Origin of the sequence: Lewinella sp. IMCC34191, from assembly GCF_003390935.1 — a bacterium.
In the GTDB taxonomy this organism is placed as follows: Bacteria; Bacteroidota; Bacteroidia; order Chitinophagales; family Saprospiraceae; genus Neolewinella.
This window is the reverse complement of the sequence record NZ_QNQZ01000005.1, coordinates 1-20,632: the sequence shown is the minus strand read 5'-3', so window position 1 is coordinate 20,632 and position 20,632 is coordinate 1. Positions and strand designations below refer to the sequence as shown.

Genomic DNA, 20,632 nt, shown 5'->3' with positions numbered 1-20,632 from the left:
TGATTAGGAATTGGAAGGTATCCTCTCGGGATCACCAACGGATGAGCCCGTCAGGCTCAGGTCAGTCATAAATCGGTTCGTGGTGCGCTCAAGGTTTTCCAACTCTATTTTTCCGTTGGCGAAACCTGATTTTGCCTCTCGCGTGTGCATTGGATCAAAGGTGTCCATTACCAAACGGTTCAGTTCCGTACGAAAGAAAGGGTCTTGGTCGACTCGATTAATCGGTGCAATGACGGGTAAACCGTGTTCGAGAAATGCGGCAACCGTGCCACTCTTGCCCAGGCTATGCCGTGGAATGGGGGTAAGAGCCACGTCGCACGTGGCCAACCACGCCGAGACACCCTCGGCGCTGAGGTAGCCCACGGGTAAGACGATGGCTGATGGAACGGCCTCTTGAATGGTTTCGGCGGCAGCGGTTACCCTGGCCTTGCCTCCACCCAGTAATGCGACCTCTAGTCTGAGGCTCGACTGCGTGCACCATTTCTCGATAGCCTGCAAAGCCGACTGCACGGGAGGTGGACTCTCCAGGCGGCTGAAAAAAGCAACCCGGTAGGTCGAAGGTCCCTTTTCTGTGCCAGAAGCCGTTGCGTCCTGTACGTGCCCGATATTAGCAAATAGGGGTAGGGGAGACACCGCTAAACCCCGTGCGATTAAGGCATCCCGGTTAATGGGTATATGCGTATGGATGACCAGCGGCTGCAGCATCTTGATCATCTGCAGCGTTACGAGTCGCTGCGCGGCGCCGATTGCCCGACCTTTAAGATCAGTTACCGGACGGTGTCGAAGCCACAGCTCATGAAACATGATCTCAAAGCTCGCGAGCCCCGCCAATCGCCGTAGGGTAAGCGCGAATTGCCACGGAACGCCGTTTTTGGCGAAGGAATATGGGACGTACTGCAGGCTGACCCAGTCAGGCTGGAAGTCTTTAATCTGTCGGACCAGCAGGCGCTCTCGCTCCGTTGCACCGAGTGATTCCGGCAACCGTAGGGTAGGGATCACCGAGTCTCCCTCGCGTTGGGTCTCTTCCACCACGTTACGAAGATCTTCTTCGTGCGTAGCTACTAGTAATACGCGTACCCCACGTTGCTGAAGACCGGCCGCTAACCGGCGCGCGTAATCACCGACACCGTCCCGGCCGGGCTCGACCGACCCACAAATAAATAATACGGATGAGGAATTCAATACGCTGGTTTTGGTAAAGAGCAGCGGGCATTATTTCGGCCCGTGCGAGTAGATTAAGGAGCTAAAGCCGATGGTAGAACCGACCCATCCAACGGAGGGCCCGGCAATATTTAAGCATACGGTCCGCCTTGGCTACCGGTAGCGGCTGTAGCATACTGCCGTTGACGTACCGCCAAAACTGAATGTCGGCCTGACGCGGCGCGCTTCCCCCGATGAAGTCATGACCGAACTTGCGCTTCCAGGGCTTTGCACCGATCGGATGAAACATCAGCCGTAAACCATTCGTAAAACTCATCGCTTCCGGGCCGATCATGGTTACCGGAACATCGGTAATCATGATCGCGAGATTGAAGGAATCCTGATTGGTACTCTGGACGGTAGCCGTACGGTCGAACACCCTGAATTGCTTCATGTCTCCGCTTTCCGGAGCCAGAATCGAAAAGGCCTCGTTCCAGTCAGCAATGAATTGCTTGTGTTCTTGCCGCCACGCCAGAAATCCGCTATTGTAATATCCGTGTACCGTGTTTTTGACCGGGCGACCGGCCTTTTCGGCCAGGCGGGCCCACTTTTTGCGGATGGGATGATTGGGGTCGAAATCAAAGTTCACGTCACCACAAACACCAACCCCTTCCTGTACCCATTCTCCATAAAAGGACATCCGGTTATTCACCACGATGTCCGAGTCAAAGAAGAAATACTCGCTGGCATCCGGCTCCAGAATATGGCTGACGTGCTCGAACCACTTCGGCTTCTCGTGCACCATATGTTTGCTGCCGCTCAGCTCCACTAGTTCGACGATCAGACCGTCCGAGGCGGTAAAGGTGAGGCCGTGGTTGGATACCCGAAGGGGCGGAAGCCAGTCCGGAAGGTCGCCACGGTAGCCTACGACCACTTTGTCTACGTAGGTTCCATAGTGAGCTACGGAGTTCAGCAGAGCGGCGAGTCCCAAAAAATAATCACGCTCAGCAAGCGTAGTGAGGATCTTCATAGTGGTTTGTAAACGTTGATGTTCCCGTCTAAGACATGGCTTCGCCGGACCAATCCATTTTTACCAGCGTACGGTACAGAAAATCAATAAATCGATATGCCAGGTTGATCAGCGACCCGTAGATTGAAAACATGATGACCCCGGCCAACGTGGTGTAGTCCACGACAAAAACCAGCAGGGCGATCTGACTCACGATAGTCGTTCCGATGAACAGATAGGGGTTCGGAATGACACCACGAGAGGTGGAAAGATTATGTGCCGTACCACTGATCAGCGACAAGCAACTGCTTATGGTCATCAGGAATACCTCGTATTCCAGATCGGCATACTTGTCTCCCAGGATCCATAAGAACTCCTCCGGGAAGAGATATACGCCGGCCACGATCACCGAGCAAAGTAGCGCAACGAGCGCCAGGATTTGAAAGAACCGCGCGATAATGGCCTTTTTCTCTGCGGGCAGGCGGGCGTAGCGGGGCGTAATCAGCATGTCCACAACCATTCTCACCAGAGTCAGTACGACCATAAGTCGTCCGATGGCACCCAGGTTGGCAATGCTTTCGGTACTGCCGAAGATGGCTACCAGCCACACGGTAATTTGCCCGCTCACGCAGTAGTAGATACTGCCCGGGAGTATGCGCTTGACCGTACCCATGATCTGCTCCCGGTAAAGCGGGTCGGCTTCCGTTTTCCAGTCCGCTTTACGCAGGGACAGTTTGCGGAAACGCAGGTTACCCATAACCTGACTGGCGCCGGTCGCCAGTATCGCCACGCTGGCAAAGGGAAAGAAAAATACGAAAGGAAGCGTGATCAATACCCTGGAGATATTGATGCTCACGTTAATTTTTAGCAGGTCGTTCACGTCCTGGTGAAGCTTGGGCACGACCTGCAAAAGGGATCCGGAAAGTGCCGCCCAAAAGGTAGGCGTCAGGCACAGGATAAGTAATACCGACTGCCACCAGATCATTCCCTGCTCCTGGAGAAGGAAAAAGAGGATGGGTAGCGATACCAAAAGGCTCCCGACGGCAAACTGGCGGCGCATATGCATGCCCGTAGCCAATATTTTACCCAGCTCCTCCCGGCTCTTCCAGTTTTTTCCACCGAGGGCCATTACGCCCGTGGATATGCCACCGTCGGCCAGAACGGTCATGGTTCCTAGCATCGTGTTAGCCAGGGTGTAGTAGGCATACTGCTCCGAGGTCAGGATCCGGATGATAAAGATCCCGCAAATAAATCCAGTGGCCTGGATCAAGAGTTGGGCCCCACCGGTCACGCCGAGGAGCTTGCCCCATTTAAAGAGCTTGGGGGAGGCTGAAGTAAGCTTGGATAGTCGCTGCAAGGGAAGCTTGCTATTCGTAGTAACCGTACCCGTAACCGTAAGAGGCCTTTGGGTTGATGCCGTTGATGACCAGGTGCACGCGGGGCAATTTACCGGCCTCGATCATCTCGGTAATGTAATTAATGCTCTTTTTCGGCGTCACGCCTACCCGGGCCATGAAGAGGGTAACATTGATGTAGTCTTTCATCAGCAGACCATCCGTCACCACTCCTACCGGTGGAGCATCCAGCACGATGATGTCAAAGTCCTGGCGAAGCCGGTGAATGAGATTGGCCATCCGTCCGTCCATCAGCAGTTCCGTCGGGTTCGGGGGAATCGGACCGCTGGGAATCAGAAACAGCCCCTCGTGGTCCGTTGGACGTATAATGTCTTCGTAGGCGGATTGACCGATCAGGTAATTCGATAAGCCAACTTCATTAGAAGGCTCGTTAGCGTTGCTAACCATTTTGGCAAGCTTCGGCTTACGCATGTCCATTCCGATTACAACCACCCGTTTTTTGGAAAGGGCAAGGGCGGCCGATAGGTTGGTGGCAATGAAGCTCTTTCCTTCGCCACTGACACTGGAGGTCACCATGATGACGGAAGACTGGTCATTAGGCAGCATGAAGCCCAGGTTGGTCCGCAATAGGCGGAAAGCTTCCGCCACGCCGTTCCGGTTCGTCTTGGTCACTACGACGGAGCCGTGATCCTTACTCTTGATGATCCGTCCGACCACGGGGTAGGGGAGTACCTTCATGATCTCCTTTTCCGTCCCCAGCTTGGTTCCCAGCAATTCGCGGAGAAAAATGGTGCTGCCGGGTACGATAAGGCCAATACCGAGGGCGAATAGATAGATCATCGCCTCGTTGGGGCTCACGGGGACGGAACTGCTGGACGCGCGGTCGATAATGCGCGTGTTCGGCGTTTGGGCTTTGATGGTGATGGCGGCTTCTTCGCGCTTCTCCATTAAGAAGATGAACAGGTTTTGCTTGATCGTTTGATCGCGCATGATTTGCAGAAGCCGCTGCTCGTTGGCTGGCATGCGGTCCATACTTGCCTGCAACGGTTTGATACGATCCTCGATACGTGACGCGCGTTCGTTGGTTTCCCGCAGGATAGTGTTCACGCTCTGCAGTAAGCTCGCCTTCATGTTGTTCAGCGACTCACTATAAGTGGTTATTGTAGGGTGCGTTGCGGTGACCGATTCCAGTTTTTGGTCCCGTTCATAGATCAACTGATTGTACTGGACGATCATGTCAGCAAGTAAGCCGGATATCACCTCCGATGCTACGGGTAGCGGCTCGTAATTATCGTCGTCAGAGATAATACGGCGTACCTCTTCTACCAATTCCCGTTTGACTCGTAGTTCGGCCAGTTGCCGGTCCGCCTCATTCAACTGACTTAGGTAGTTTGACCCTTGGGTAGCCAGGTCAACGGGTAGGTTAGCACTTTGCTTGAAGGAAGCTACGTTAGCCTCTACTTCGTACAGCTCGTCGGTTACGAAATCAAGCCGTTCTTCGATGAACTCTAAAGTTTGGTCACCCGACTGGCTTTGCTGTTCTACAATTTGTTGCTCGTACACGGCCACGAGCGCATTAAGAATGTCTTTTGCTTTCTCCGGAACCGGATCGGTGATTCCCAGATTTACTACGCCGGAGCTTTCTACTTGCCTTACCGTCAGGGAATTGTTGTAGGCATTAGCGACATAGGTCGGATTACGTACGTTGACCTGGTAGATGTCGGGAGTCCCCACCATCGGGGCTTCGTCCGAGATGGCTAGCACGAACTGACGGTTGCCGATCTCGAACGGCCTGTCGTAGCGCATGGACGTGGTATCTCCCTCGTACCGGATAAGGGAGAAGGTGCTTGGACTATCGAACCGGATCATTACGCTCCCGTACTCAATGGGTTCGTTCCGGATGTACAGCGCGTTATTGAGTGAGTCGATGGGAACCAGGCCAAAATGCTCCGGCTTGTAGATTTCGACATTTCGAACTGAGCCTTGGTGATAGAAACTCACGTCAAGGCCCAGCAGGTTGACCACTCGCTCCATCAGGTACTTGGAGCGTAGCATGTATATCTCGTTGTCGATCTTATAGCTGTTCTCGAAGCCGAGTTCCGATGCGATGACTTCCTTCGAGAGACCTCCGCTTCCGGACTTCTCTTCGATGAGCATAGACGTCTGGGCCTGATATACCGGCGTGGTGTACCGTAGATGAAGCCAGGCTAGTGCTAGGCAGGCGGCAATAGCCAGCACAAACCAGTACCAGTTGCGGAGCATCCGGTTCAGGAGGGCCTCAATGTCCAGCTGGATAGCAGGGGCAAACTGCCGCGGCTGCGTCCTTTCGGGCGAAAAGTTATGCGGAGCGAAGTCTTCCGGTATGTTCTTCATAGTGCTGTATAGTAGATTGCCGCAGCCGTCTTATTTGCTAATGAGCAGGGTAAGGACTACAGAACTGGCAATGGAAATGATCGGCCCGAGGTAGGCAAGGAGCCGCTGAGCGGGATCCGAAACGGTGGCGGTTCGGGCTCGAATCGGGTCAACGTATATAACGTCGTTCTGCTTCAAATAGTAGTACTCGGAATTGAAAATATCGTCGTCCTGTAAACTGATCCGCTGATAGCTGCGGACGCCCTCCTTCTCACGTACGATGAGAATGTTGTCCCGGTTCGCGTAGGGTGTAAGGTCGCCGGCCATGCCGATAGCATCCAGGATCGTGACCCGGGAATTAGGCATCGTAACGATTCCTGGCATTCCGACCTCCCCCAGGATCGTGACCTTAAAGTTTAGGAATCGCACGTTCACCACAGGGTCGCGCAGGTATTCCCGCAACCTGCCGCGCACCAAAAACTGTAAAGACTCAAGGGTTTGGCCGGCGGCTTCTATCCTTCCGAGGAGGGGGAGGTCGATGAACCCGTCTTCATCTACCAGGTAGCCCTGAAAGAGCTGAATGTTCAGCGGGCTGGCCTGTGAGGAATTACCGCCTGCCTGCGAAACCTGGTTGAAGGGCAAGGCTGCTTCCGGATCGACACTCTCGACGTTGACGCGGAGCAGATCCTTCGGCTGGATCTCCAATTCCGTATTATTCTCAATCGGTTCCTCCCTGCTGGCGGTCAAGGGGACGCCTTCAAAGTTTCGCAGTTCTTGGTAGCTGACGCAACTCGACAAGCTGCCCAGTACGTACAGGGTAAACAGAAACAAGGATAATCTCATGAGGGCAGGTTGTGACTGATGGGGGAGTGTTCGCGTGACGAAATTAACGACTTTATTGGCTTGGGGCCTAAGTGATTGCAACACGCCTTCGGCGTCCATGTGTCGGAGCAACTCATGTTCACACGCGTATCGGCAATGTTGAAAGATGCAATGATTGGTTTGCGAGAACGACGTAGTCGTTCTGGGTTCATTTGGTTATATCCGCCACCGGATCTAATCGGTAGGCCGGGTGATGTCTGGGGTAAAGAATTTGCCTGGACCCCTTTCTGCAGGCTCATCGCCTACATAGGAAGGGGCCGAAAGACGGTTTGTAAAAACTGCACCTCTTGTGTAAACCGCCCGTAATAGCGGGCGACTTCACACAAATTGAGAACGCAGAATACCCGATTAGTTGTGTGATCACAATTTCGGGTTGGGTGGGTTTGACCGCCACAACGGCTAAAGCCCGGAGCTTGTTTAGTACCCTTGCGGAGGAGGTGATGCATGGATGTATTGTTCTAGTGTACGAATCGGTTAAACAACTGGCTAAAAAGCAGGTCCACGATCAACTGAGGAACTACGGACATATCCGCAACCCCTCGCAAAACTAATGCTTACACCGCGCAAAGATAGCGTACAGGAAGAGTGCCGCAAAACCCCATCCCTATTATTGGGTAGGTGAAACGGGGCGGCGGAGCGCAGGATGGAAACCGATCTCCAGTAAACAGTAACTTTTTTGCCCGAGATCCGGCAGTCAAATGGGGCGTTCCAAGCCGCGAAAAGTCTATTTCCCCTCCCCATGGGTTGCCATCGAAAGGACGTTTCGCACAATTTTTCCAAAGATGGGTTTATATTTGTACTCACCTTCTAGCCCAGCATTCCTATTGGAAGTCGATGGGACAAACTAGATAGCTTACTTTTAAAACAGGCACTGATATTTTGTAACACAAGGCTCTTTGGTAGGAATAGTACCGTGTTTGAGATCTTCATCTTGCCATACCTTCTCACTCCTTTCGGACAAACCGTCTCCTAGGCGACTTAAGCCTTTACAAGGCGCCACAATCCCAACGGATTCCGTTCGCCGGAACATCTAAATATGATCTTTGCGCCGTATATTTTGTAGAGGACTTAAGACGCCACACCCACTACCCATCAGACAAAATTTTTGTATTCGGGCGGTTGTCCTCGCCCGTCATCTGATTGAACATCTTTGAATTTCGCCCCTATTGGGCATCCCTATTTGACACCACTGTTTGCTCCGTACCGAGGATTCCCTCCCGGTCGGCACGAAAACAACACTAATGAACAACACTTTACGTTTAGCAGTCGCCCTGCCGTTCCTGCTCGTCACGCAGCTTTATGGCGGTATTTCAGCTGGCGGTTCTTCCGATTCATCTTTGACCCCGGTAGTAACCTGTACCCCAATCAGTTCTCTGGATTGTAGCGAAATAGGCCAACCCTTACCAATCAACCTGACCTTCAACGGTAACGACGGAGGACTACAGGATCGAAACGGTGTATCTACGGGTTTCACGATGGTCGAAGCTCCTTCATTTAACGAGTTTCCTTCCGAGCCCTCGGACCCTACTGTCCCCGGCCTGGAAGCGGAACGCCTGCAGGTAGTCGACGGTCGCCTGATCGTGACCAGTACCAAGGGAACCCGGTTTCAGCGGCCCGTCGGTGCCGCCACCAGTAACAACCAGGTGAACGGCCTGGGTGTGGGATTCGTAGCGCCCGGCAGTGTGTTCAATGTGAGTGTAGACCTGGCCCAGCCCGACTTCGCGGGCAGTGCTATTTCAGCCGATCAACAAGCAGGTATATGGTACGGCCTCGACGAGGATAATTTCGTACAGGTAGCCTTAGTTAAGGTTACGGATAATTCCCAGCGGGTCCAACTTTATGTGGAGTCCCAGGATCCGGCGGATCCTGCTACCCTGATCACTTCCGAAATCTTCTCCAACAGTTTTCAGTCGAACAAGTCCACCATTCGCCTTCGACTGGAGATTGATCCCGTTTTCGACCGTGTGTCTGCTTACTACACCACGGACGGGGGCAACGAATTGCAGGTCGTAAACAGCCGCGGCAATTTCCTCGATTTACCGGCTGCCCTGCAGGAGGGGTCAGATCACGATTTCAACACGAACACTGCCGCTCTCACTTTTGCTGGAATCTACACCACGCACCGCCGGGCCGCTATTAATGAAGCGATCAGTTTCTCCTTCGACAACTTTGCTGTAGAAGTTGAAGACTACACACCCGGGCTTATCTTCTCTCCCGATCAACTCAGTTTCGATCTGGCTAAGTCTCAAACCGGCCAGTCTTTCACCGTCGATCTACGCACTAATGACGGCTCGACTCCGGCAATCACTTTGTCGGATAGCCCCTCTAGTTCCGCCTGGCTCAATATCCCAGCCAACTTGACGCCGGGAAAACTTCAGTTCGGGATCAAGTCAGGGCTATCCGTAGGGCGCTACTCCACCACCGTGACGGCTTCGGCTGATGGCTTCGTCACCGATCAACTTGTCATCACCGCAAACGTGACCGACAAAAGCGGTATTCCGCGCATTACGGGTAGCATTCCCGCGAACGGTGAGGACAATGTGTCCCTGACCACGTCGATTTCCGCTAACGAACTATACCTCCCTAATGGGCTGGATGGCATTTTTGGTATTGAGAACGGTACCATCACCAGGTCGACGGTTAAGCTTTTCCGCTTTTCCGATGGAACACAGATCCCCGCTAGCGTGAACGGAAGCGGTGGTGGTGACGCCATCAACCTGACCCCCGAAATTCCGCTGGAAGCCAATACGACCTACCGCTTTGTTGTCGACGGTGTCACCGACCTAACCGGCGTGGCTTTCGAACGCTACGAGGCTGTCTTCACCACCGCGGCGGATAACGGCAATGCTGGTGGTGCACTTGACGACGTATCCTTCACCCGCGTGGGAGACGTCGCCACCGGCGAATACTACTCCTCCCTTACGATTGGACCGGATAGAAAGCTGTACGGCCTCCGCATTACCGGTACCATCGACCGGTGGGACATCGAAGAGCAAACCGGAACCCTGCTCAACAAGCAGACCATCACCACGCTGGAGGACAAATATGGTACCCGGTCGGCCATCGGGCTGGTTTTTGAACCTAATGCTACCGCCACGAACCTCCTCGTCTACATCAGTCATGCTACGGGCGGACTAACCAACGGTCCACCCTGGGACGGTAAAATCAGTCAGCTATCCGGCCCAAATCTGGGTACGGAAAAGTTGGTGATTACCAACCTGCCCCGCTCCCGCCGCGACCACCTCATCAACGGAATCGTTTTTGATCCTAGCAACCCGCGGACTTTTTATTTCAACGTAGGCAGTAACACGGCGGGTGGAGCTCCCGACGGTTCCTGGGGTTTCCGCAAGGAACGCCTGATGTCGGCAGCCACCCTGCGGATGGACCTGGATAAGCTTCCGGAATCCTCTTGGCCGCTGAATGCCAAAACCACGATGGACCAGGAAGCCATCAACAACGCCAGCGTTGATTCTCCCACCCTGGGCACGGGTAACGGATTTTACTTTGAGTCCGATCAGCAGTTTCCCGATAACGGTACGTATAACCCTTACTACCGCGATGCTCCGCTGACCATTTTTGCTACGGGTATCCGCAACGCCTACGACCTGGTTTGGCACCCCAACGGGCAGCTGTACATTCCCACCAACGGTACGGCGGGCGGCAGTAATACACCCGCTTCGGAAAACGGCACCCGCCGCGTCAACGGTACATTCTACAACTACGACGATCCAAGCGGTAAGTTTCCCCCCGTCCCCGCTACTTTCAGCAATAACACCCAACGCGATTTCCTATTCCGCGTCGATCCCACCAAACCCATAGGATACTATGGACACCCCAATCCGCGGCGGGGCGAGTTCGTGCTAAACCGGGGTCCGGTAGATGTTGCAGGATATGATAATACCGTTTCCCCCGACCCGAATTACCGCGGTATCGCTTTTGACTTCGGTTACAGCAAATCGCCCAACGGAACCATCGTTTACCAGAGCGATGCGGAGGGAGGAAAGCTGAAGGGAGCGATCCTGGTCTGCCGTTACTCTAACGGTAGCGATATTATGGCGCTGATTCCCAACGGCCCGAACGGCGATATTCTGACTACCAAGATCGGTATCCCAGGCTTCAAGGAATTCGCTGATCCCCTCGATATCACCGAAGATATTATCACCGGTAACCTCTACGTATCAGACTTTGCCAATCAATCCATCGTACTGCTGAAGCCCAGCGACCAGAGTTCCCCGGAACCTGTCGTAAAGCTCATTCCCTCCCCTACACTCATAACGGAAGGAACATCGGACGGCGTGCCGGAAGATCCGCAAACGGTCTTCTTGGTGAATGCTGGCAATGCTGCACTCATCAATCCGACAGCCGTTCTTTCGGGCCAGGATGCCGCATCTTTCCAGGTCAATACTTCCTCCGTACGTTCTTCGCTGGACCCCAACCAGTCGGCGTCGATTTTCGTGACCTTCAACCCCACCACCGAGGGCCCGAAGGTGGCTACACTGACGGTAAGCGGCTCGAACTCTCCCGTCTCGGCGCAGATTGAAATCCGCGGTCTGGGTAAGAAAGGTACCGGAGGTTCCAACGAACCCTCCCTACAGCAAATCCTCGATACCTACGGTTACGAAGTGGATGTAGCCGATGAAAACCCCAACAGTAACCAAATCAACCTGCCGGCGGGCAAGGATTACAACGATCTACTCGGGGATGAATCCGGCATTCAGTATTTCAAGCGTGCAACCGACGGTCCGGTCACCGTTGAAATATTAGGTGTATACGGACCGGTCGACAAAAATCCGGTAACCGCATTTGGCTGGTATGAGAGCGGGATCAATACGTCGACGCAAGAGCTGTTTACCGTAACCAATGTTCCGGCGAGCAACGGACAGACGCTTACCCCTACCATCTCGGGTCGTACCGAATTCAGTCCTACTTCGGAAGTATTCGGCTTTTATAGCCGGTGGCCATCGTTCAACGATCGCGAAGTTTTCCTGGAAGATGCGTTGAATGATTTCGATGCCGCCACACCCCACCACGTTCGGGTGTACGAAATTCCCGGTGTGGACAACACCTTCATTCTGGCCTTCGAGGAACATACCAGTGGCTTCGATTACCAGGACATCGTTGTCGTGATACGCAACGTCGATCCTGCTAACCTCGTCCTGGCACCCGAGATCACCGCGACTCCCGAAGAAATGATCTTCGAGGTGAACCAGCGGCCCGACGGCCCGCAGTCCGAAACCAAACAGGTGACAATCACCAATACGGGTAATGCCACCCTGGATATCAGCGCTGTTCGCATTCAGGGCCCATACGGTAAAAACTACTCCTTTACGGGACCGACTAGCCTTACCCTGGCACCCGATGCCAGTCAGGATTACGCCGTCACGTTTGATCCCCCGAATGATAACAACGACAACGACCAAGGATACCAGGAAGCGAGCCTGACCTTTACGACGAATACCGAAGGCGGTTCCTTTAGTCTCGGACTTCATGGCCTCAAGAAATGGGGTCTGGAAGGAGGCTACGAGCCGCCTTTCCAGGATGTCGTCAATACCCTGGGCATCGGAATCGATGTTGGGTGGGAATCGCTTAGTGACGATGTTACCATCCTCCAGCGTGGTCAGGAAATTGATGAGGCAGTCTTCGAACCTGCGGGTGCCGGACCCATGGGAATGGAAGTTGTAGCACGCTACTCTCCTGCCGGTTCCGTGCCTTTCGGCTACTACACGAAGCGCAATGGTGAAGTAACCCTGAATCAGGTTGGCACGTTGGCTAATGGCCTAACTGCCGCGCAAACGCTGTTCCCGCCGCTGGCAAACGGTAGCGATCAATTTACCGTATCCACCAAGAACGGCTTCGGTGTTTACGTGAATGTAGGTGGCTCAACGGGTGTGATCCACACGGAAGATGAGCTGAACTCCGGAGGAGTAGCGCACCGTACGCGTGTCTACCCGGCCCGCGATCGGAATGGTCGCCTCGTCCCGAACAGCTATGTCATCGGCTTTGAAGAAGCCACTAACGGTGACTACCAGGACTATGTAATCGTCTTGACGAATGCAAAACCGTACGTAGCGCCGGAACCCGCGCTGACCTTCGAGCCAAGCTCCCTGGATATGGTAGCTAATGAAGGTCGCCTGTCCAGTCCCTATACCGTGGACCTGGTTGCGAACCGTGACATCGACGAAGATGCCGTCCAGCTATCGAGCAGCGAAACCTGGCTGGTGCTACCAGGTAGCTACACGTACGGGGAATTGATCGACGTTCGCGTAGACGCTTCCTTACTCACCTTCGGCGTTTATGAAGCCGAGGTTACCGCCATCGCCGCGGGCTTTGAGTCAGCCGTGCTATCGGTTACCGTTACGGTCAATCAACCCGATGCCGATGGAACGATTAAAATCAACTTCCAGGATGATTCCTTTACCCCCCCGGGTGGCTACCTGGCCGATGTTGGTGAAGCCTACGGACCCAGGGATAATGGGCAAACTTACGGCTGGATAGATCCTGCTACCGGAAAGCCATCCAGCAACGTGAGTGGAGCGCGGGGTGACGAGCGAGGCTTGTCGAACCTCAGTTCCGACTCCGATAAACTGCTTCGGTCTTTCAACCACTTTGACATGCTGGGGCAGAATAACCCCCATGACTGGGAGATCAAGCTTCAGAACGGACTCTACCGGGTAGAGCTTGCGGCAGGCGACCCGATCGCCTTCAATAGCCTGCATACCGTGCGTGCCGAGGATTCGGTGCTTATCAACAATTTCGCCCCCGCCGCGGATGCCACCTTTGCCATAGGCGTGGACACCGTCCGGGTGCGTGACGGCCGGCTCACCCTGGATGACGTGGGAGCGTCTTCTCTAGGTAACACCAAGATTGTATACGTCGATATCGTTCCCGTAGACAGTAGCGCCTTTGATCCAGCGATTGCCATCAATCTTCGGGGTAACCAAAACGCTCAGGGGGCATACTACGGTGAAGTGCTGGTGACCCTAACCGCTACTGATAAATCCGGAAGCGGTGGAATCGATGACTTCTATTATACACTGAACGGGGAAGCTCCCGTCGATTACACCGGATCGTTTACCGTATCGATTCCGGCAGGTCAACCCCTGACAACCAATATTCTGGAGGTAACGGCAACTGATCTATTAGATAACACGGCCTCCAAATCGCGTTCTTTCGATCTGGTACCCTTCACGGGAGCCCAGCTGCGCGTGGAGAACATGACCAATATTCGGGGCGAAGACCGCGGATGGCCGTTTGAGGATTGGTTCAGTTTCACCAAAATAGATCGGGCGTACAACTTCCGCGGAGACTCCACGAGTTCGCGGACCCAAAACGTGGCCCGAATCCACAACGACGGCTCATCGGTTTTGATCATCCGCGAAATCACCACCACGGATACTGACAACTATACCGTGACCGGTGTGGATGTGCCGGTAGAAGGTCTGGCTATCCAACCGGGTGACTACGTCGACGTGACCCTCAACTTCGTAACGGACGAAGGACCGTTCCGGCGGGTCGTGACCGAAGAGTTGGTTATCCGGTCCAACGCGGATAACGCCGTCGACCAGCTTGTCCACCTAAGCGGATCGTACATGAGTGCGCCGGAGGGTAGTAACGAACCGACCCTACAGCAACTATTTGAAATACTCGGTTTTGAAACGGAAATGGGCAAGGACAGCCGTGGAGACTATGTACTCCATCCCCCGTCCACCTTCCCGACCGACGCTGATATCAATGCCGGGGTCTACGGCGATATGATTTATAGCAAATACTTCGTCCAGGCCGACCCTTCGGAAGAAGTCATGCTGATCAACTTTGGCGCCTTCCACTCTCGTGGATCGAACCAAACCAGAATATTGGATGCTTCGGGTGAGAACACCGTTGGTCCCAGCGTGGGGCACGGTCCTTACTGGTTCCAGAGTGTGCTTCCCCAGACCTTCTCGAACACCGAGTACGTTGCCGGCGGAACTTCTTCCACGATCGACGTGCCGTTCTGGATCCAGATGAACCGGTATAGCTCGCGGGGCGGTGACCTCTACGGGAACGACGAAAATGAAGAACTCGCGGTTCGCGTCTACAAGGCTGTGAACCGGGATGGAAACGTCATTCCCAATGAGTACATCGTTGTGCAGGACAACATCGGTCAGGGTTGTGATGTGCCCGGAAACGGTAACTGCGACTGGCAGGACAACGTGATTTACCTGACCAACGTCCGCCCACAGGCCGTACCTACGGTTTCCAATGTACCGGATGTGACCGTCAACGTACTGGAGCCTCGTCTCTACGATGCATCCGGCTACTTCGATCGTGGTTTTGCGGGTAACCAACTGACCTATTCAGCGACCCTCGCCGGCGGTGCTGCGCTGCCCGAATGGATCGTTCTGGATTCGCTGACCGGTATCTTTACGATTAGCGCCGAGGTGCCTCAGGCGAATAGCAACGTAGCGGTGACCGTCACCGGTACCGACCATAATGGACTGACAGCTTCCGACCCCTTCACGATCCGCGTCAACGACACGGATATCGAATGCATAGTGGATGCCAACGCCGATGGCCAGCCCAAAGTGTTGGACTGCACCACGCAATCTGTGCAGCTCAGTGGTTCGATCACGGGCGGCGGAGGATACGTGTGGACCGGACCTGAAGGGTTCCGTTCGACCGCACAAAACCCGGTAGTTACTCTGGCCGGAACGTATACGCTAAGCTCCTCCGGAGCCAACTGCCCCATCCAGAAAACCGTCGAAGTCTCAGCCGGGAGACAACCCGCGGAGCTCGTTATCGAGGCACCTTTGACGACGCTAAACTGTACGGTCAGCTCCCTAACCCTTACCGCTAGCAGCAGCAGTGAGGTAACGTACGCCTGGTACGACGGATCTAATCAACTTGTTGGAACGACTGCATCCATCGAAGTCACCCGGCCGGGAACGTATCGTATTGAAGCTACCGGTTCGGGCAATTGTAAGAGCATTGAATCCGTCGTCATCGACGAAGACAATAGTCAGGCAAGCGCAGGTACCGGGGGCACGATCTCCGTCTGTGGAGCCGATGCCCCCTTCAGTCTCTACGAAAGGCTGAAGAGCCTGGGTGGAAATCCACAGGCTGGAGGTAGCTGGACCATGAATGGAATGGCCATTCCAGACATGTTCAACCCACGGATCACCACCGGCACCAGAACCTACCAGTACACGGTAGGTGGAAAGAACGGCTGTGCCTTCGACGATTCGGAACTTACGGTTGATGTACAGGCCGGTACGATGTTTTACGCTGACCGGGACCGTGATGGTTACGGTGACCCCAATGAGACGCTTCGATCCTGCGTTCCACCGCCCGGTTTCGTAACAAATAATCGCGACAACTGTCCAACCGTTAGCAGCAGTAACCTTACGGATACGGACAACGACGGTATTGGTAACAGCTGTGACCAGGATGACGATAACGATGGCGTCCTCGACTTCGACGACTGCGAACCGCTTAACCCGTTGGTCGGAGGAGCCAAGGTTTACTACGCTGACTTTGACGGCGACGGGTTTGGTGATCCCATGGACTCGCTTGTCACCTGTGCGTTGGCACCCGCAAACTACGTTGCCGACAATACCGATAACTGCCCTTACACAGCTAACCCCAGCCAGATAGATAGTGACGGCGACGGAGCCGGCGATGTGTGTGACGGTTCGGCCGCGGGCACCAGTATCTTCTGGCTTGAGGCAGAATGTGGTGAAGTCGGATTCAACTGGTCTACCATGCAGGTGGATTCTGCATCTAATGGTGTGATCGTCGTTTACCAGGGAAGCCCTTCCCTCAACGGCCCGCCGGAGGATACCGAGAACAACCGTCTCCGCTATGTCATCGATAACGTCCAGGCAGGTAACTACCGTCTGTACGGAAGGGTTTTTGCCGAAAATTCAGGCGATGACTCGTTCTGGATTCGTATCAACGGTGGTGAATGGAAGCGTTGGTATCAAGGCTTCCCCTACGGTTACTTCGACTGGATCGAGGCTGTCGGTAGTCCGATGGAACTTCCCGACGGAAAGACAACAATCGATATCCTGTTCCGGGAAACGAATGCCCGACTGGATAAGCTGTACCTGGCCCTTGACGGTGTCAAGCCGAATGGTTTAGGTGGGGAATCGATTAACTGTAAGCCACCGGCCAACCAAGCTCCAATCGCCGTTGCGAGCCTCCGCCCTGATGTCGGCGTAGCGCCGCTGAACGTCCGCATGGATGCTTCTGAGTCGATTGACCTGGATGGATTTATTACCGATTACGCTTGGAACTGGAGCGCTGGATCTGCGACGGGAGCCGTAGCACGCGAAACCTTCGGCATGGGTGAGTACGACATCACCCTGACCGTTACCGATGATCGCGGGGAGACCGGAAGCACGACCACGCATTTGAGTGTTCTCGCCGTTGGAGGCGATGACGATGGTGACGGGGTAGTCAATGAAGAGGATGTTTGTCCTTTGATCCCGAATCCGTCCCAGCTATTGCCTACTTTCTACGCCGACGCGGATAACGACGGACTGGGAGATCCGAACGTGTTCGTTGAAAACTGTACCGCACCTCCCGGTTATGTAGCCAACCGCCTTGACAATTGTCCGAATACTACGTCCACCGACATTACGGATTCGGATGGTGACGGTATCGGCGACATTTGTGACGACGACATCGATGACGATGGCGTACCCAACGATGAAGATTGTAACCCATACAACAGCAGTGAAGGCCGACTGACGGTCTACTACGCTGATTTCGATGGTGACGGCTTTGGTGACCCCAACAACAGCATGACTGCTTGTACGGCTCCGGAGGGTTACGTCATTGACGGGTCGGACAATTGCCCCGACACTTATAATCCGGACCAAATGGATAGCGACGGTGACGGCGTGGGTAACACCTGCGATCCTTCGGTTGTCGGTCGAACCAACTTCTGGCTGGAAGCCGAATGTGCCGCGGTTGGCAGTGGATGGACTACACTTTCGGATCCGGAAGCTTCGAATGGCGAATACGTGGTATTCGAAAACGGAAACTCCACCAACGCGCCACCCGAAGACCTTCCCGCAAACCGCGTCCGGTTCACGGTGAACGGTGTTCAACCCGGAACCTACTACATCTACGCCCGGATCCTGGCTCCTAGCGCCAGCGATGACTCTTTCTATACCCGTGTAAATGGAGGATCATGGGTCCGCTGGAATAGCGGCATCTCTCCTGACGGTTTCTGGAACTGGTACGAATTCCTCCTCGAGCAGGAAACCAATAGCCAGTACGAACTCCTGGACGGAGAGAATACGATCGATATCGCTTACCGCGAAAACGGTACACAGCTTGATAAGCTCTACTTCAGCACCACGCCCGGAGCCCCGGAAGGAATTGGCGAGACCGCTGTTAACTGTGGAGCACTGCCCAACGATGCGCCTATCGCTGAAGCCAGTGCAAGTCCCCTGGTTGGGCTTGATCCACTTACGGTTACCCTCGATGGAAGTCTCTCCCAGGATAACGATGGTGTTATCATCAGTTACGAATGGAAGTGGAAGAATGGTGGATCAGCAGTGGGTGTTAATCCCATGACCGTGCTCAATGAGGGTACCTACGATATCAGCCTTACCGTTACGGACGATGACGGCGCAACCGATACGGACCAGGTCCGCGTGGTTGTACAGTACAATGATGCCGATACGGATGGTGACGGAATACGGGACGTAGAAGATAACTGCCCGAATTTCCCAAACCCGGATCAGAGTCAGTCCACTTTCTATGCTGACTTCGATAACGATGGATACGGTGATCCGAATAATACGATCCTGGCGTGTGTAGCCCCGCCACGCTATGTCGATAACGCTTTGGATAACTGCCCGAACCGGACCTCCTCCAATCTGACCGATACGGATGGCGATGGCGAAGGTGATGTTTGTGACCTGGATGACGACAACGACGGCGTGCCAGACACTGAAGACTGTTACCCACTGGATCCGACCCGGTTTGAAGGCCAGCTGTACTACGCTGACTTCGACGGTGACGGATACGGCGACCCCGCCGACAGCATCATGGCCTGTAGCCCACCGCCGAATTACGTTGATAACAACACCGATAACTGCCCGCAGGCGCCCAACCCCAATCAGTTGGACACCGACAATGACGGTATCGGTGATGTCTGTGATCCTTCGATTATCGGCGTGAACGAATTCTGGCTGGAGGCTGAATGTGCCCAGGTCGGAACGAACTGGATGATAGAAACGGACACGTCCGCCAGTGGTGGATCGTACGTGGTCAGTAACGAGGAGGTCCGTTCCGGTCCCCCGGCTGACGTACCCGGTAACCGTATTCGCTTCGTCATGGAAAAGATGCGGACGGGACGGTACCATATGTTTGCCCGCGTTCTGGCGGCTACTTCCGGCGACGATTCTTTCTGGATTCGGATTAACGATGGAACCTGGTTGGAATGGAAGTCCGGTATTATCACGGACGGCAAGTTCAACTGGAACGAGGTGGCCAACAGTCCCTTTGCTTTCCGGGATGGTTTCAATACCCTGGACATTGCTTACCGGGAGAATGGCGCCAAGCTTGACAAGATCCACCTGGATTACGACGGCACCTTCCCGGAAGGTTTCGGCCAGGAAGATCCTACTTGCGAAGGTGGTAACCTACGGCCCGTTGCGGTCGCTGCGGCTACTCCGCTCTCCGGTCCTGCACCGCTTGTCGTTCAACTGGACGCCAGCGAGTCGTATGACAACGATGGTACGATTACTAGTTACCAGTGGTCCTATGGCGGAGGCAACCTTAGCGGTGTATCTCCCCAAATTACACTGAATGCGGAAGGTGCTTATGCCATTACGCTGACGGTGACGGACAACGACGGTGGCCGTGCCACGGACATCGTGCGGGTAACGGTGGAACCACCATTGAATATCCCACCGGTCGCGGTTGCTCAGGCTACTCCTTTAAGCGGCCCGGCTCCCCTGCGCGTCGACCTGAACGCCAGCAATAGTTCCGATGCGGATGGAACCATTGTTGCCTATAACTGGAACTGGGGAAGTGGGTCGGCTACCGGAAGGATTGTGTCCCAAAACTTTGCTGCCGGAGCTTACTCGGTAACCCTCACCGTAACGGACGATGGCGGTGCTATCGGCCGGGATACGATCATGATACGATCACTGGGAGAGGGTGTGGATTCCGATGGTGACGGTATCCCGGACACGGAAGACAACTGCCCGGATTTCGCTAACCCCAACCAGGAAATCAATACTTACTACGCCGACTTCGATGGTGATGGCTTTGGTGATCCCAACCAACCTATCGAAGCCTGCGTCGCGCCTGCTAATTATGTCGCGGACAATACCGATAATTGCCCGTCCACGGCTAACCCGGACCAGACTGACAGCGATGGTGACGGCCAAGGAGACGCCTGTACCGGTGTCGTCGACAGCGACAATGATGGCATCGCCGACGAGGTCGATAACTGTCCCACGACCGCCAACCCGGACCAGGCTGACCTGGACGGTGACTCGATCGGTGACGTTTGTGACGACGACATCGACGGTGACGGCGTAGCTAACGCCGACGACTGCGATCCTACGGACGCTTCGATCGGTGCGGCCAGCACGACCTACTACGCGGACGCGGACGGTGACGGCTTCGGTGACCCGAACGACTCGCTGGTTGCCTGTGAGCAGCCGGAGGGTTACGTGACGGACAATACCGATAACTGCCCGGCCACCGCCAACCCGGATCAAACCGACAGCGATGGCGACGGTACCGGAGATGCTTGTACCACGATCGTCGACAGCGACAATGATGGCATCGCCGACGAGGTCGATAACTGTCCCACGACCGCCAACCCGGACCAGGCTGACCTGGACGGTGACTCGATCGGTGACGTTTGTGACGACGACATCGACGGTGA

At 54.6% G+C, this 20,632-nt stretch carries 6 protein-coding genes; 1 reads left to right on the top strand and 5 read right to left on the bottom strand.

The features are described from left to right. Positions 1 to 3 precede the first annotated feature (3 nt). The 5 genes from DRW39_RS10955 to DRW39_RS10935 form a co-directional block, all read right to left on the bottom strand. Positions 4 to 1,182: a hypothetical protein gene (locus DRW39_RS10955; protein WP_157976056.1), complete on the bottom strand. Its 1,179-nt coding sequence runs from the start codon at positions 1,180 to 1,182 to the stop codon at positions 4 to 6. A gap of 61 nt (positions 1,183 to 1,243) precedes the next feature. Then, positions 1,244 to 2,170: a hypothetical protein gene (locus tag DRW39_RS10950; protein ID WP_116107085.1), complete on the bottom strand. Its 927-nt coding sequence runs from the start codon at positions 2,168 to 2,170 to the stop codon at positions 1,244 to 1,246. A gap of 28 nt (positions 2,171 to 2,198) precedes the next feature. Continuing rightward, positions 2,199 to 3,506 (bottom strand): lipopolysaccharide biosynthesis protein, encoded by a 1,308-nt coding sequence (locus DRW39_RS10945; RefSeq protein ID WP_116107084.1) that lies wholly within the window; start codon positions 3,504 to 3,506, stop codon positions 2,199 to 2,201. 10 nt (positions 3,507 to 3,516) lie between these two features. Then, complete coding sequence (locus DRW39_RS10940; protein WP_116107083.1) at positions 3,517 to 5,877, bottom strand: GumC family protein; 2,361 nt, start codon at positions 5,875 to 5,877, stop codon at positions 3,517 to 3,519. Positions 5,878 to 5,907: 30 nt separating this feature from the next. After that, positions 5,908 to 6,699, bottom strand: coding sequence for a polysaccharide biosynthesis/export family protein (locus DRW39_RS10935; protein WP_198664849.1), 792 nt, complete (start codon positions 6,697 to 6,699; stop codon positions 5,908 to 5,910). 1,280 nt (positions 6,700 to 7,979) lie between these two features. Between DRW39_RS10935 and DRW39_RS10930 the strand changes: the two genes are divergently transcribed. After that, positions 7,980 to 20,632 (top strand): PKD domain-containing protein (locus DRW39_RS10930; protein ID WP_157976054.1); only part of this gene is annotated, 12,653 nt, incomplete at its 3' end.

Bases quoted from the DNA above. Each gene is read 5' to 3' on its own strand.
- DRW39_RS10950 (WP_116107085.1), bottom strand. From the start codon at position 2,170: ATGAAGATCCTCACTACGCTTGCTGAGCGTGATTATTTTTTGGGACTC.
- DRW39_RS10940 (WP_116107083.1), bottom strand. From the start codon at position 5,877: ATGAAGAACATACCGGAAGACTTCGCTCCGCATAACTTTTCGCCCGAA.
- DRW39_RS10935 (WP_198664849.1), bottom strand. From the start codon at position 6,699: ATGAGATTATCCTTGTTTCTGTTTACCCTGTACGTACTGGGCAGCTTG.